At 68.9% G+C, this 13494-nt stretch carries 16 protein-coding genes; 12 read left to right on the top strand and 4 right to left on the bottom strand.

What is annotated here, in order from left to right:
- Window positions 1–15: 15 nt before the first annotated feature.
- The gene (gene alr, locus AO398_RS09870; RefSeq protein WP_082643222.1) at window positions 16–1098 is read right to left on the bottom strand and encodes an alanine racemase; all 1083 of its coding nucleotides are present in this window, start codon (window positions 1096–1098) and stop codon (window positions 16–18) included.
- Window positions 1099–1411: 313 nt separating this feature from the next.
- Between alr and AO398_RS28255 the strand changes: the two genes are divergently transcribed.
- From AO398_RS28255 to AO398_RS09835, 9 genes are all read left to right on the top strand, one after another.
- Complete coding sequence (locus AO398_RS28255) at window positions 1412–1795, top strand: hypothetical protein (RefSeq protein ID WP_152997479.1); 384 nt, start codon at window positions 1412–1414, stop codon at window positions 1793–1795.
- A gap of 10 nt (window positions 1796–1805) precedes the next feature.
- Window positions 1806–2141, top strand: coding sequence for a hypothetical protein (locus AO398_RS28250; protein ID WP_152997478.1), 336 nt, complete (start codon window positions 1806–1808; stop codon window positions 2139–2141).
- Between the two features lie 265 nt (window positions 2142–2406).
- The gene (locus tag AO398_RS09865) at window positions 2407–3015 is read left to right on the top strand and encodes a CvpA family protein (protein ID WP_058191883.1); all 609 of its coding nucleotides are present in this window, start codon (window positions 2407–2409) and stop codon (window positions 3013–3015) included.
- Window positions 3016–3147: 132 nt separating this feature from the next.
- Entirely contained in the window at window positions 3148–4617 is a 1470-nt protein-coding gene (purF, locus tag AO398_RS09860) for an amidophosphoribosyltransferase (RefSeq protein WP_058191882.1), read from the top strand.
- 164 nt (window positions 4618–4781) lie between these two features.
- On the top strand, window positions 4782–5531 hold the full coding sequence (locus AO398_RS09855; RefSeq protein WP_058191881.1) for an SDR family NAD(P)-dependent oxidoreductase: 750 nt from the start codon (window positions 4782–4784) through the stop codon (window positions 5529–5531).
- 63 nt (window positions 5532–5594) lie between these two features.
- Window positions 5595–6005, top strand: a complete 411-nt coding sequence (locus AO398_RS09850; protein ID WP_058191880.1) for a dihydrofolate reductase — start codon at window positions 5595–5597, stop codon at window positions 6003–6005.
- Between the two features lie 41 nt (window positions 6006–6046).
- Window positions 6047–6295: a type II toxin-antitoxin system prevent-host-death family antitoxin gene (locus tag AO398_RS09845; RefSeq protein ID WP_058191879.1), complete on the top strand. Its 249-nt coding sequence runs from the start codon at window positions 6047–6049 to the stop codon at window positions 6293–6295.
- Window positions 6292–6714 carry a type II toxin-antitoxin system VapC family toxin gene (locus AO398_RS09840; RefSeq protein ID WP_058191909.1) on the top strand — a complete coding sequence of 141 codons (423 nt, stop codon included), beginning with the start codon at window positions 6292–6294 and terminating at the stop codon, window positions 6712–6714. Before AO398_RS09845 ends, AO398_RS09840 begins: the two co-directional genes overlap by 4 nt.
- A gap of 69 nt (window positions 6715–6783) precedes the next feature.
- Window positions 6784–7902 carry a carboxylate-amine ligase gene (locus AO398_RS09835; protein ID WP_058191878.1) on the top strand — a complete coding sequence of 373 codons (1119 nt, stop codon included), beginning with the start codon at window positions 6784–6786 and terminating at the stop codon, window positions 7900–7902.
- Window positions 7903–8036: 134 nt separating this feature from the next.
- Here AO398_RS09835 and der read toward each other — a convergent pair whose 3' ends face one another.
- The 3 genes from der to AO398_RS09820 form a co-directional block, all read right to left on the bottom strand.
- Complete coding sequence (der, locus tag AO398_RS09830; protein ID WP_058191877.1) at window positions 8037–9386, bottom strand: ribosome biogenesis GTPase Der; 1350 nt, start codon at window positions 9384–9386, stop codon at window positions 8037–8039.
- 31 nt (window positions 9387–9417) lie between these two features.
- Window positions 9418–10128, bottom strand: coding sequence for a tetratricopeptide repeat protein (locus tag AO398_RS09825; protein WP_058191908.1), 711 nt, complete (start codon window positions 10126–10128; stop codon window positions 9418–9420).
- A gap of 109 nt (window positions 10129–10237) precedes the next feature.
- Window positions 10238–10846 (bottom strand): NnrU family protein, encoded by a 609-nt coding sequence (locus AO398_RS09820; protein ID WP_058191876.1) that lies wholly within the window; start codon window positions 10844–10846, stop codon window positions 10238–10240.
- Between the two features lie 106 nt (window positions 10847–10952).
- On the opposite strand from AO398_RS09820, the gene AO398_RS09815 reads away from it, so the two are divergent.
- From AO398_RS09815 to AO398_RS09805, 3 genes are all read left to right on the top strand, one after another.
- On the top strand, window positions 10953–12353 hold the full coding sequence (locus AO398_RS09815) for a hypothetical protein (RefSeq protein ID WP_244498714.1): 1401 nt from the start codon (window positions 10953–10955) through the stop codon (window positions 12351–12353).
- Between the two features lie 105 nt (window positions 12354–12458).
- Window positions 12459–13091, top strand: a complete 633-nt coding sequence (locus AO398_RS09810; RefSeq protein WP_058191875.1) for a pyridoxamine 5'-phosphate oxidase family protein — start codon at window positions 12459–12461, stop codon at window positions 13089–13091.
- Between the two features lie 92 nt (window positions 13092–13183).
- A complete protein-coding gene (locus AO398_RS09805; RefSeq protein ID WP_244498713.1) occupies window positions 13184–13471 on the top strand; it encodes a hypothetical protein in 288 nt (95 codons plus the stop codon).
- Window positions 13472–13494 lie beyond the last annotated feature (23 nt).

The raw sequence follows: 13494 nt of genomic DNA, 5'->3' as shown, positions 1-13494 counted from the left end.
GAGGGTGGAGTCGGATCACCCTACATAAGTTCGAACATAACGCGAACCCAGCCCGGTCAGGATCTCGTAGCCGATCGTCCCGGCAGCGCGGCCGACCGTGTCGATGTCCAGGCTGTCGCCAATCAGCACGGCGGTGGCACCGCGCCGGGCCGCGGGCGCCGCGGTCACGTCGAGGATGATCAGGTCCATCGAGACCAGGCCCAGGATCGGGCAGGGCACGCCGCCGACCAGAGCCTGGCCGCGTCCGCTGATCGCCCGGGGGAAGCCGTCGGCATAGCCGAGGGACAGGGTGGCGAGCCGGCTCGGGGCCGGGGCGGTCCAGCAGCCGTTATAGCCGACGCTGGCACCGGCCTCGACGGTCCTGACCTGGGCGATCAGGGCCTCCAGCCGCACCACCGGGCGCATCGGGTTGGCGGAGTCCGGCGTCGGGTTGCCGCCGAACAGGGCGTAGCCCGGGCGCAGCAGGTCGTGCCGGGCGCCGTCGAGGAACACGCCGGAGGAATTGGCGAGGGACGCAAGCAGGCCCGGATAGGCCGCCCGGACCCGGGCGAAATCGGCGATCTGCCGGGCATTGACCGGGTCGGCCGGCTTCTCGGCGCTGACGAAGTGGCTGAGGAGCAGGTCGATGCCGGCGGCTGCGATGCTCGGATCGCCGGCCAGGTCCAGCGCCTCCGGCACCGGCAGCCCGAGGCGGTTCATGCCGGTATCGATGTGGAGTGCCGCCGGCCGGGCTCCGCCCGCAAAGGCCGCCCATTCCAAGATCTCCTCGCGGCTGCCGAGCACCGGGCGCAGGTCGTGCGCCGCGAAGGTCGTACAAGCGCCGGGCGGTAAGCCGTTCAGGATGTAGATCGCGGCCTCCGGCAGGGCGGCCCGGGCGGCGATGCCCTCGGACAGGTGCGCGACGAAGAAGGTGCGGCACCCGGCCGCCCACAGGGCCGGCCCGACCCGCGCGACGCCACAGCCATAAGCATCGGCCTTCACCACGGCGGCGCAATCGGCCCCCCGGGCGGCCAGCATCCGCCAGTTCGCCGCGATCGCCCCGAGATCGATGGTCAGCCGGGCGCCGTGGACGCTATCAATCGTTTGGGATTCAGTCATCTACCGGAAGCCTACCGTCCAATCATTCCCGAGCTGACATGCAAGATGCATGAACGGATTTTCGAGACGGATGTCTGTCTGCGGTTCATAGCAAAACAGTTGTCTGCAGAAAAGAAATCGTCCGGCTTGTGAACGGCGGGAGTCCGCCGGAGTAACGCTCGCGGCATGTCGACGGTTGGCACAATGCGTCATTCGGCGTGCGATCTGTTGACAGCGCCGGTGCCACGGGGTCGGCAAACGGATGCTCTACTGATAGGCTGCTTGATAATAGGAATTTATTCAGATAGGGATGCCCTGATTAAGGAGGCTGTACATGCGAAACGATTCAAAAATCGCCTTTGCGGTCGCTCGCAGACAGATAGAGTTATGCCGTCTTGAAATAAGGAGGGCGCTCATCGAAAAAGAAATTACATCTAAGGAATACAATCCAAATCAGCCTCGCATTCCTGCAGGGCACACAGGCGCTGGGCGATGGACTGACGGCGGAACTACCAACTTATCCCTGCCCCAAAAGATCGTAAATGCTCGCAAGGTACCCCTATTCTCTCTTGCTGCATCTCAAGAAGACCGTGACGAACAGTATCGCCGCGATTTGATTGTTTGCAAATTTACTGGTCTGCGCGCATGCTACGCTCAAGCTATGGTTAGACTTGTTGCATGCGAGCGCGGACGTTCGATTCCGCCCCTAAACTTCTAAGGACGATGCCATGATCATCGCAAAAAGAAATCTAGCGGTGCGTTTGCCGTCCGGTGATAACCAAGTGGAGATTTCTATCCATGCTCCAGAATTGCAGGACGGAGTTTGGGCGTGTCGATATCAGATTGGGTGGCCGAATCAAAACAGGGCGAGTTTTGCTGCGGGAGTCGACTCAATTCAGGCCCTTCATCTAGCCTTACAGAAGATTGGTATGGAATTGTATATCAGTCCCTATCACCTGTCCGGCGACTTGAGGTGGGAAAAAACCGGGGACGGGTATGGCTTCCCGGTGCCCAAGAATGGTCGCGATATGCTCGTCGGTGCAGATAAGTCGTTCGAGGGCTGACGATGGGTGTGTGCTTCTATCCGCGTTGAGTGGGCGTCGAACGCTCGCGCCCAACGGGGTGACCTGCAAAACGCCGCCGCGGCGCCCCAGTCTGGCATTGAACCGCCCTGTTGCCCCGGCCCGGTCTGATGCACGGACGGCACAGGCCGCACTGGAGGCCCCTCGCCGAGGGTGACGGCCGAGGTTCGGCTTGGTATACTTCGTCTGCGGTCCTGGGGAGCCGCAGTGCCGCCGCGGCATCCCCACTGGTGCCTAAAGTTCACAGATGCCGTTTACCGTCCTGGATCTCGTCGTGCTCGGCATCGTCGCGGTCTCCGCGCTGCTCGCGGCCGTGCGTGGCGTCACCCGCGAAGTGCTGGCGATCATCGCCTGGGTGGCCGCCGCCGCCGTCGCGTGGTCGTTCTATCCGATGCTGCTTCCGCTGGTGAAGCAGCACGTCAACAGCGATACCGTGGCCCTGGTCGCCTCCATCGCGGCGATCTTCCTCGGCACGCTGATCGTCGTCTCGATCATCACCGTGAAGATCTCCGACGTGGTGCTCGATTCGCGCATCGGCGCGGTCGACCGCTCGCTGGGCTTCCTGTTCGGGGCGGGGCGCGGCTTCCTGATCTGCGTGATCGGCTGGGTGTTCCTGTCCTGGCTGGTTCAGGGCAAGGTGCCGGACTGGGCGGCGCAGGCGCGCACGCGCCCGATGCTGGAGAAATCCGGCGACGCCCTGGTGGCCCAGCTGCCTGAGAATCCGGAGGGCTTCCTGAAGCAGTTCAAGAAGCCGAAGGCCGTCACGCCGCCCAACGAGGCGGCCGACGCGCCTGCCGAGACCGATCCGGCGCCCCAGCGCCGCACCGAGACCGCGCCGAGCCCGACGCGACGCTGATCTGCGGCACGCGCCGTTGGTCGGTCTACGCGGAGCGCCTAGATAGCGGTTCCGGAACCGATCGGATGATATCCGCGACGACCGGCGCGCGGGCCCGTCGCCGCCGGGACTCGTGAAGTGATCGATCGCAGCATGTCCCACTCCGACGCTTATGCCTCCGATTTCGACCTCGACGGCGATACGCTGCGCGAGGAGTGCGGCGTCTTCGGCATCTTCGGGCACCCGGAGGCTTCGGCCATCGTGGCGCTGGGCCTGCACGCCCTGCAGCATCGCGGGCAGGAGGCGGCCGGGATCGTCTCCTTCGACGGCTCGGTGTTCCACTCCGAGCGCCGCCCCGGTCTCGTGGGCGATTCCTTCTCGGACGGCGACACCATCGCCCGGCTGAAAGGTCGTGCCGCCATTGGGCACGTCCGCTACTCGACCACCGGCGGGACCATCCTGCGCAACGTGCAGCCGCTCTTCGCCGAGCTGGCCAGCGGCGGCCTCGCCGTCGCCCATAACGGCAACCTCACCAATGCCCTGTCGATCCGGCGCGACCTCGTGCGCGACGGCGCGATCACCCAGTCGACCTCCGACACCGAGGTGATCCTCCACCTGGCGGCCCGCTCGCGGAAGCCCCGGATCGTCGAGCGCTTCATCGACGCCCTGCAGGCGATCCAGGGCGCGTATGCGATCGTGGCGCTCACCAACAAGAAGCTGATCGGCGCCCGCGACCCTCTGGGCATCCGCCCGCTGGTGCTCGGCGAGCTCGACGGCCGCTACATGCTGGCCTCCGAGACCTGCGCCCTCGACATCATCGGCGCCCGCTACGTCCGCGACATCGAGAACGGCGAGGTCGTGGTGATCTCCGAGGAGGGCGTCGAGTCGATCCGCTTCGCCGATGCCGTGCCGATGCGCCCGTGCATCTTCGAGTACATCTATTTCGCACGGCCGGATTCCGTGGTGAACGGCAAAAGCGTCTACGCGGTGCGCAAGGCCATCGGCCACGAACTCGCCCGCGAGGCCGCCGTCGCGGCCGATATCGTCGTGCCGGTGCCGGATTCCGGCGTGCCCGCGGCGCTCGGCTTCGCGCAGGAGACCGGCATCCCCTTCGAGATGGGGATCATCCGCAACCACTATGTCGGCCGGACCTTCATCCAGCCGACCCAGTCGGTGCGCGAACTCGGCGTGCGGATGAAGCACTCGGCCAACCGCGCGGCGATCGAAGGCAAGAGCATCGTGCTGGTCGATGACAGCCTGGTGCGCGGCACGACCTCGGTGAAGATCGTCCGGATGATGCGCGAGGCCGGCGCCGCGGAGGTGCATTTCCGGATCGCCTCGCCGCCGATCACCTACCCGGACTTCTACGGGATCGACACGCCGGAGCGGGAGAAGCTGCTCGCCGCGACGCACGATCTCGAGGCGATGCGCAAGTATATCGGCGCGGACTCGCTCGCCTTCCTGTCGATCCCGGGCCTCTACCGGGCGATGGGCGAGGAGGAGCGGAATACGGCCTGCCCGCAATACACCGACCATTGCTTCACGGGCGACTACCCGACCGGCCTGACCGACCTCTCCATCGCCGGCCCGAAGCGCTTCGCGATGCTGGCCGAAGCGGACTGAGCTGGCACAGAGGGGGCTCCCAAAGGGCAAGCCCTTTGGCGGGGTCCAGGGGCGGCGCCCATGGGCCTTCGCAGGGCTCTGCCCTGCACCCGCAAAAGGTCACGGACCTTTTGAAACCGGAATTTTTGGATCCTCCTGGCGCGGAAATGCGCTAGGTCCTGATCATGGCTGATCCTCAGAGAAAGCTCGAAGGCCGCGTCGCGGTCGTCACCGGGGCGTCCCGCGGCATCGGGCGGGCTGCCGCCCTGGCCTTGGCCGAGGCCGGCGCCCACGTGGTCGCGGTGGCTCGCACGGTGGGCGCCCTGGAGGAGCTGGACGACGCCATCCGGGCGGCCGGATCCAGCGCCACCCTCGTGCCGTTCGACCTTGCGGATTACGACGCCATCGACCGGCTCGGCGCGGCGATCAACGAGCGCTGGAAGCGGCTCGACATCCTGGTCGGCAATGCCGGCATCCTCGGCGCGCTCATGCCGATCGGCCACATCACCCCGAAGGTCTGGGGGCAGGTGATGGACGTGAACGTCACCGCCAACTGGCGCCTGATCCGCTCGCTGGACCCGCTGCTGCGCATGTCCGATGCCGGCCGGGTGGTCTTCGTCTCGTCCGGGGCCGCCTCGAAATGCCGGGCCTATTGGGGGCCGTACTCCGTTTCGAAGGCGGCGCTCGAAGCGCTGGTGCGCACCTACGCGGCCGAGACCGAGACCACCGCCATCCGGGCGATGCTGCTCAACCCGGGGCCGCTGCGCACCGGCATGCGCCGCTCGGCCATGCCGGGGGAGGACCCCGAGACCCTCAAGACCCCCGAGGACCTCGCCCCCCACTTCGTGCGGCTCGCCGCGCCGGACTGGACCGAGACCGGCAAGCTCTACGATTTCCCCACCGATCGGGTGCTGCAGTTCCGCGCGCCTGAGTAGAGGGGTCCGGGGCCTGCGGCCCCGGCGGGTTGCGGGCGGAGCCCGCGGGGTTTGGGATTTACGATGATCGACGTCCGCTGCATCTGTGCGATCGGCCTGCGCGGCCAGCTCGGCCTGAACGGGCACCTGCCATGGGAGGGCAACACCGATCCGCTGTTCGTGGAGGACGTGACGCGCTTCTTCGCGCTCACCATGGGGCACGTGCTGATCGCCGGCCCGAAGACCGTGGCCTCGGTCCCGGACTTCGCCTTCAAGGATCGCACCATCGACGTGATCCGCAGCCACGAGGATCCGGAGCAGGTGCTCAAGCGCTATCCGGGCCGGCGGATCTTCGTGGGCGGCGGCATCGCGGTGTGGAACGTCTACGCCAGGTACATCCAGAACTGGGACATCACGCGCCTGCCCTATGACGGCGAGGCCGACCGCTGGTTCGACCCGGCCTGGCTGGTGGGCGGGGCGCTGCGCTCGGCGTAAGCCGCTGGACAGGTCGCCGGTGTGCTTCCTATCATCGGCTCATGAGCGAGCACAGCGTCCAGGACGCGGAGCGAAACCTCACCGGCCTGATCGACCGCGCGCTCGCGGGGGAGGGCGTCGTGATCACGCGCGACGGGCGACCGGTGGCGACGCTGAACCCGATCCGTCGGGCCGGGCGCCCGATCACCGCCGAAGACCTCGATTGGCTCGCCCTGCGGCGCGTGCCGATGCGGGCGCCCATGCAGGATGCCGGGCAACTGGTCCGCGCCCTGCGCGACGACGAGTGGTGAGAGCCTACCTCGACGCCAGTGTCCTGGTCGCCCTGCTGACGGACGACCCGCTGACGGCGCGGGCCGACGCCCTGTTCCGCGCCTTGGCGCCCATCCCCGTCGTCAGCGACTGCGCGGCGGCGGAATTCGCTTCGGCGCTCGGGCGCCGGGTGCGAACGGGCGAGCTCGCCGCCGAGCATGCGCGGATGGCCTTCGCCGACCTCGACCGTTGGAGTGAGGCGGTGGCCGAGCGTGTCGACCTCGGCCCCGGGGATGTCGCCGCAGCCGCGGGCTTCCTGCGCCGGCTCGACATCACGCTTCGAACGCCCGACGCCCTCAACATCGCCCTGTGCCAGCGCGTCTCGGCAACCTTGGCGACCTTCGACAACAAGATGGCTGCCGTCGCCGGCACCCTCGGACTTCCGGTCGCCACCGGATAGGTCGTCGCGCCACCGTCGAAACCCTTCCGGCCGCTGCTATGTGGTGGCGATGGCCCGCCGGAGACGCAGATGAGCGCCCATAGCTACCGCTTCGGCATCGAGGAAGAGTATTTCCTCGCCGATGCCGAGACCCGCGGCACGCCCCGGGGCGATCTGGCCGGCTTCCATGCCCGGGTGAAGGCGGAGCTGCTCGAGACCGGGCGCGAGTTGGTCGCCGCGCAGGTCGAAGTCTGCACGCCGCCCCTCGATGACGCGCAGGCCGCGCGAAGCAATCTCGGCGGCCAGCGAGGGCAGCTCGCCGGCATCGCGGCCAAGAGCGGGCTGAGCCTCTTGGCCTGCGGCACCCATCCACTCGCGCGCTGGTCCCGCCAGACCGCCACCGATGGCGAACGCTACAAGGGCATCCTGTCGGATGTCGGCATCGCGGCCAGGCGGGCGCTGATCTGCGGCATGCATGTCCATGTCGAGGTGCCCGACCCCGACGCGCGGGTCGACCTGATGAACCGGCTGCTGCCGTTCCAGCCGCTGCTGCTGGCGCTCTCGGCCTCCTCGCCGTTCTGGCAGGGCGAGGCGACCGGACTGATGGCCTACCGGCTCAGTGTCTTCGGCGAATTGCCCCGCACCGGCCTGCCCGAGCTCTTCGCCGATGCCGCCGCCCATGCGCGGTTCGTGGAGATCATGACCCGCTCCGGCGCCATCGCGGATGCGAGTTTTTTGTGGTGGTCCCTGCGCCCGTCGATCAAGTTCCCGACCCTGGAGCTGCGCATCGCCGATGCCTGCACCCGGCTCGACGATTCGCTGTGCGTCGCCGCCCTGTACCGCTGCCTGGTGCGCCTGTGCGTGCGCCGGCCCGACCTCAATGCCGGCCTCGACAGTGTCTCGCGGGCGCTCGCCTCGGAGAACCTGTGGCGGGCCCAGCACAGCGGCGTGCGTGCGACGCTGATCGACGAGGCGAAGGCCGAGGCGGTGCCGTTCGCCGAGGCGCTGGAGGCGGTCCTCGCCCTGGTGGCGGAGGATGCGGACGCGCTCGGCTGTGCGGCGGATGTCGCCCGCGCCCGGGCGATCGTCACCGAGGGTACCAGCGCGGACGGGCAGGTCGGGGCGTTCGAGGCGGCGCTCGCCGATGGAAAGGACGAGCGCGCCGCCTTGGCGTCTGCGGTGGACTGGATCGCCGACGCGTCCCGGTGATCACGTCCCTGTCACGTCGTCATCGCGAGCGCAGCGAAGCGACCCAGAAATGCGCCACATCCCAGGATCGCGCGCTGCCCTGGGTTGCTTCGCTGCGCTCGCAATGACGGCGCGATCTTTCGGTTGGAAACGCCTCAGCCCTTGTCGAACGGGTTCTGCGAGGTCCGCAGGCTCAGACGGATCGGCGTGCCGGGCAGCTCGAACGCCTCGCGCAGGCCGTTCACCAGGTAGCGAGTGTAGGATTTCGGCAGGGCGTTGAGCTGGTTGCCGAACAGCGCGAAATGCGGCGGCCGGCTCTTCACCTGGGTGGCGTAGCGGATCTTGATCCGCCGGCCCGACACCGCCGGGGGCGGGTTGCGGGAGGTCGCCTCGCTCAGCCAGTCGTTGATGCGCGAGGTGGAGATCCGCTTGTCCCAGACTTCGGAGGCCTGCACCACCGCCTGCATGAGCTTGTCGAGGCCCTCGCCGGCGAGCCCCGAGAGCGGCACCACCGCGACGCCGCGCACCTGCGGCAGCAGGCGGGTGCAATCCTCGCGCAGCTCCTTGAGCAGGCCCGGCTGGTCGGCGACGAGATCCCACTTGTTCAGGCCGATCACCACGGCCCGGCCCTCGCTCTCGACCAGGTCGATGATGGTCAGGTCCTGCTTCTCGAACGGGATCGTGGCGTCGAGCAGCACCACCACAACCTCGGCGAAGCGCACGGCGCGCAACCCGTCCGAGACCGCGAGTTTTTCCAATTTGTCGTCGATCCGGGCGCGGCGGCGCATCCCGGCCGTGTCGTGGAGCTTGATCTTCCGGCCCCGCCACTCCCAATCCAGGGAAATCGAATCGCGGGTGATGCCGGCCTCAGGGCCGACAAGCAGCCGATCCTCGCCGAGCATGCGGTTGATCAGCGTGGACTTGCCGGCATTCGGGCGGCCCACGATCGCGACCTTCAGGGAGCGGCCGCCGGGGGCCTCCTCGTCCTCGTCGTCCTCCGGATCGGGCTTGGGCAGGACGCCCTTGAGCGCCTCGTGCAGCTCGCCGAGGCCCTCGCCGTGCTCGGCCGAGAACGGGATCGGGTCGCCGAGACCGAGGGTGAAGGCCTCGTAGGCCCCGGCGAGCCCGGTGCCGCCCTCGGCCTTGTTGGCGATCAGGATGACCGGGCAGCCGGCCCGGCGCACCAGCTCGGCGAAGGGCTGGTCGGCCGGCAGCACGCCGGCGCGGGCGTCGATCACGAACAGCACCACGTCGGCGGCGAGGATGGCCGCCTCCGTCTGCATCCGCATCCGGCCCATAAGGGTCGCGGCGTCCGATTCCTCAAGCCCGGCGGTGTCGATCACCCGGAAGTGGAGGCCGCCGAACGCGACATCGCCCTCGCGCCGATCGCGGGTCACGCCGGGCCGGTCGTCCACGAGCGCGAGCTTCTTGCCCACGAGGCGGTTGAACAGGGGCGACTTGCCGACGTTCGGCCTCCCGACGATCGCGGCGGTCGGCATACCCATGGTCTGTCTGGAAAGGGTCGAAGAAAAAAAATCAGCGCGTGATCGGCGGGGGCGGGGCGGCGACCTCGGGCTTGGCCTCGGTCACGGTGACCGGGCCGCCCGCCACGAGCGCCGCGTAGACCTCGATCCGCTCACGCAGGTTCCGAGGGGTCTCGGGATCGGCGACCAGCTGGTCGAACCAGCGGCCGGCCTCCTCGAAATCGCCCTTCTTCAGGGCGGCGAGACCCAGCATTTCGCGGGCGGTGTGCCGGAACGGCGTACCGGCGGCGAGCCCCTGGAGGTTGGCCAGCGCCGGATCCGGATTCGCGCTGTCGAGGCGCAGCAGGGCGGCGCGCAGGCGCGCCAGATCGCGCAGGCCGTCGCCGAGGCTGGTGTCGCCGGCGAGGGTGTCGAATTCCTTCGCGCCCGCCTCCGGGTCGCGCTTGCTGGTCTCGGCCGCCGAGCGGAACCGGGCGAGCAGGCGGTAACCGGCCGGGCCCTGGACTTCCAGCGCGTCGAAGACCTTGTCGGCCTCCACAACCTTGCCTTCGCGCGCGAGGCGGTTGGCCTCGTCGAACTGCACCGACGCGGCGGCGGTGGCCACGCGCTGCTGGTTCTGCCAGTACCGCCAGCCGGCGACGCCCACCACCAGCAGCACGGCCAGCGCGATGATCACGCCGCTGTAGCGCTTCCAGATCTGAAGGATCCGGTCGCGGCGATAGTCCTCGTCGACTTCGCGGATGAACTCGTTGTTCTCGGCCATCATATCCCGGCCCGCGCCAATCGGCGGGCCACCTTGCACAGCTATCGAGCCCCGCGCCTAACACACGGGCGCCGGGTTGGCGACAGCGGGCGTGGGACGGCGGTGGCTCTCAGGCGGTTCCGGGCCAGACCGAAACGCCAATGAGCGGGTAATGCAGGTAGCGGGCGAAGACGAACCAGACCGCCGTCCCGATCACCAAAGCCAGGATGTCGTTGCGCCAGCCATGCGGGGCCGCGACGGCGCCGCCATGCTGGGCGACCACCGCTCCGGGCGCCAGCGCCCGACGCTTGGCGCTGATCCGCGCCGCCACCGCCCAGGCCAGGAAGCCGCCGAACAACAGGATCGAGCCGAGATCGCCGTTGGCCAGGAGGTGGGCGGTCGCCCAGATCTTCACGGCGAGCAGCATCGGATGCTTGGCCTTGGCCCGGATATGGCCCGGCAGGTAGGCGGCGGCGAGACACACGAAGGCGAGCCAGACGAGCGTCAGGGCGAGGTGGCGCGTCCAGACCGGCGGATCCCAGACCGGGATGTAGCCACTGAGCCGGTAATCGTGGAAGCCGACCCCGATCAGCACGAGTCCGAGCAGCGACAGGGCCGTGTAGCCGAGCTTGTACCGGCCTTCGCCGATCTGGCCGACGACCGTGGCGCGCTGAGAGCGGACCATCGAGAAGGCATGCGTGCCGAGGAACAGCACGAGCCCGAGGATCAGAAGGAGCATGAAGGACTTTCGGGCGACGGCCAGGCAGCAAGTACTCTGTAACGGTTCTCAAGCGAATCTGGCGTGCTTTGTCCAGGCGTAGCCGGGACGCACCCGGATTTCGTCCATGGGCTTGGCGTACAGGATGGCTGGTGCGACGTGCGATGCGCCGCCACTTCTCCCTCCCCCCTCTGTGGGGGAGGATGGGCCGGCCGTCAGGCCGGGTCGGCAGAGGGGAGCGACGCTTCCGGAGAGGTCGCGTCGCGTGCCACATCCTCCGGCGTCGCGCTGCCCCTCTCCCGACCCCCTTCGGGGGCCACCCTCCCCCGCAGGGGGGGGAGGGATCCGGCAGCGTTTCGCCCCACTCGCAGCCGCCCTCCTACCGCTCCTCCTCATCCCCCCGCCGGCCCGGGCCGCAGCCGAGCCGCCGCTATCCGCACTGACCCTCGTCGGGCCGCCCGCGATCGTCTTCAAGGCCGGGCGCGATGCCTGCGACGGCGCCGATGTCCCGGATGCGCCGGCCCGGGCGTTCCGGGATGCAACCGGGGCTGTGGCCCTGTTCGGCATGCATTACCGCAACCGCGCACTGCGCGGGCCGGATCTCGACCACCTCAAGCTCGACTGCACGATCGTGCTCGATTCCGGCGAAAAGGCCGATCCGGCGGCCTATGACGACCGGTCCTGGATCACCGCCACCTGGACCGAGGACGGCAAGCGCGTCGCCGCGCTGCTGCACCACGAGTACCAGGCCAACGAGCATCCCGGCCGCTGCCCGACCGGCTCCTACATGGCGTGCTGGTACAACACGATCACGGCGGCCGCCTCGACGGATGGCGGGCGCAGCGTCCTGCGGCGGAGCCCACCCGTCGTGGTGGCCGGCGCGCCGTTCCGGCAGGAGGTCGACCAGGGCCGGCACCGGGGCTTCTTCAACCCGTCGAACATCGTGGCGGACGGGCGCTGGCGCTATTTCCTGGCCTCGACCACGGGCTGGGACCGGCCCGGCAGCGACCAGGAGGCAGGTGTCTGCCTGTTCCGCAGCGACGACCCCGCCGACCCGGCCCGGTGGCGGGCCTGGACCGGCATCGGCTTCACCGCCGCCTTCCCGGACCCTTACCGCACCACCATCCAGCGGCCTGCCACCTGCCGGCCGGTTGGACCGTTCCCCGGTCCGGTCGGGGCTGTCGTCCGGCACCGCGCCACCGGTGCCTGGATCGCGGTGTTCATGGCCAAGGCCGGTGACGGCTTCGCCGAATCCGGTTTCTACTGGACGAGCTCACGCGACCTGATCGCGTGGGACGCACCCCGCCTGCTCCTCGCAGGCGCGACCCTGTATGACGATCCCTGCGTCGCGACCGCACCGCTGATCGCCTACCCGTCGCTCCTCGATCCGGGGGCGAAGGGGCGCAACTTCGACGATGTCGGCGATGGGGCGCTGCTGACCTATGCAAGCCTGCGCGTCGAGGGCTGCACCATCACCTCCGACCGGGACCTGCTGCGCCGCCCCGTGGCGATCCGGGTCTGGCCCTGATCGCTGGCCCATTCCGAAAGCCTCGGCCCGTCCGCCGGGACGATGCTGTGTCTTGACGGCTGAGCGCCCGCCGCGCGAAACCGGAACGGCTGCCGCGAGGACCTCATGGACGCAGATATCGGAGGTCTCTCGACGATCCACGACGCGGCTGAGCTGCAGGCGCAGTTCGGTGCCGTCGGCCCCCCCGCCGCCCGCAAGGTGCTCGACCACATCGATGCTTACGCCCGCCGGTTCATCGCGCTCGCGCCGTTTGTGGTGCTGGCGAGCGCCGACGCGGATGGCCAGGCCGATGCCAGCCCCCGCGGCGACGCGTCTGGCTTCGTGGCCGTTCCCGATGCCCGCACCCTGGTGATCCCCGACCGGCGCGGCAACAACCGCATCGACAGCTTCCGCAATATCCTCGAGTGCCCCGGCATCGGGGTGATCTTCTTCGTGCCGGGCATCGACGAGACCCTGCGGGTGAACGGCACCGCCGCGGTAACGCGGGACCGCGCCCTGCTCGAGCCGCTGGGCGCCCAGGGCATGGTGCCGACGATCGGGCTGATCGTGCGGGTGCGGGAGGCGTTCTTCCATTGCGGCAAGGCGCTGATGCGGGCGCAGCTCTGGGATCCGGCGCGCCACGTCGCGCGCGACACCTTTCCCAGCCTCGGGCGCATCCTGGCCGAGCAGACCGCCGCGTCCGACGTCCCGGAGGCCGAGGCCCGGATCGCGGACTCCTATCGGACGCGGCTCTACTGAAGGCTCTCGTCCGTCTTCGGGTCTCCGCGCCCAGCCTTGCCGCGCTTCGAAGGGAGGGCGATATCCGAGGTCTTGCGGCGAGAGGATCTGGGATGCCCGAGGAGAGGATGCGCCGCCCGGTCGAAGCTGGACCCGCTCCGTCCCGCCACACGGCCGCGCTCGGAGCGGGAGCCGTCGGAGCCGGTGCATTCGGGGCATCCGCGCTGGGAGCCCTGGCGATCGGGGCCGCGGCTTTCGGGGCGGTGGCGCTCGGCGCCTTCGCGATCGGCCGCCTTTCGGTCGGTCGTGCCCGGGTCGGGGCGCTGGAGGTGGCGTCCCTGACGGTGGGATCCCTGGAGATCGATACGCTGACGGTCCGGACGCGGCGCATGCCGGAGTGAGTGCGGAGCCCGGCTCGATTATC

The sequence above is a fragment of the Methylobacterium sp. GXS13 genome (assembly GCF_001455965.1).
In the GTDB taxonomy this organism is placed as follows: Bacteria; Pseudomonadota; Alphaproteobacteria; order Rhizobiales; family Beijerinckiaceae; genus Methylobacterium.
The sequence above is the reverse complement of the archived record's forward strand: the minus strand, read 5'-3'. Positions and strand labels throughout refer to the sequence as shown.

Excerpts from the sequence above, each read along its gene's own strand:
- alr (WP_082643222.1), bottom strand. The coding sequence starts at position 1,098 with ATGACTGAATCCCAAACGATTGATAGCGTCCACGGCGCCCGGCTGACC.
- AO398_RS28255 (WP_152997479.1), top strand. The coding sequence starts at position 1,412 with ATGCGAAACGATTCAAAAATCGCCTTTGCGGTCGCTCGCAGACAGATA.
- AO398_RS28250 (WP_152997478.1), top strand. The coding sequence starts at position 1,806 with ATGATCATCGCAAAAAGAAATCTAGCGGTGCGTTTGCCGTCCGGTGAT.
- AO398_RS09865 (WP_058191883.1), top strand. The coding sequence starts at position 2,407 with ATGCCGTTTACCGTCCTGGATCTCGTCGTGCTCGGCATCGTCGCGGTC.
- purF (WP_058191882.1), top strand. The coding sequence starts at position 3,148 with ATGTCCCACTCCGACGCTTATGCCTCCGATTTCGACCTCGACGGCGAT.
- AO398_RS09855 (WP_058191881.1), top strand. The coding sequence starts at position 4,782 with ATGGCTGATCCTCAGAGAAAGCTCGAAGGCCGCGTCGCGGTCGTCACC.
- AO398_RS09850 (WP_058191880.1), top strand. The coding sequence starts at position 5,595 with ATGATCGACGTCCGCTGCATCTGTGCGATCGGCCTGCGCGGCCAGCTC.
- AO398_RS09845 (WP_058191879.1), top strand. The coding sequence starts at position 6,047 with ATGAGCGAGCACAGCGTCCAGGACGCGGAGCGAAACCTCACCGGCCTG.
- AO398_RS09835 (WP_058191878.1), top strand. The coding sequence starts at position 6,784 with ATGAGCGCCCATAGCTACCGCTTCGGCATCGAGGAAGAGTATTTCCTC.
- der (WP_058191877.1), bottom strand. The coding sequence starts at position 9,386 with ATGGGTATGCCGACCGCCGCGATCGTCGGGAGGCCGAACGTCGGCAAG.
- AO398_RS09825 (WP_058191908.1), bottom strand. The coding sequence starts at position 10,128 with ATGGCCGAGAACAACGAGTTCATCCGCGAAGTCGACGAGGACTATCGC.
- AO398_RS09820 (WP_058191876.1), bottom strand. The coding sequence starts at position 10,846 with ATGCTCCTTCTGATCCTCGGGCTCGTGCTGTTCCTCGGCACGCATGCC.
- AO398_RS09815 (WP_244498714.1), top strand. The coding sequence starts at position 10,953 with ATGGGCTTGGCGTACAGGATGGCTGGTGCGACGTGCGATGCGCCGCCA.
- AO398_RS09810 (WP_058191875.1), top strand. The coding sequence starts at position 12,459 with ATGGACGCAGATATCGGAGGTCTCTCGACGATCCACGACGCGGCTGAG.
- AO398_RS09805 (WP_244498713.1), top strand. The coding sequence starts at position 13,184 with ATGCCCGAGGAGAGGATGCGCCGCCCGGTCGAAGCTGGACCCGCTCCG.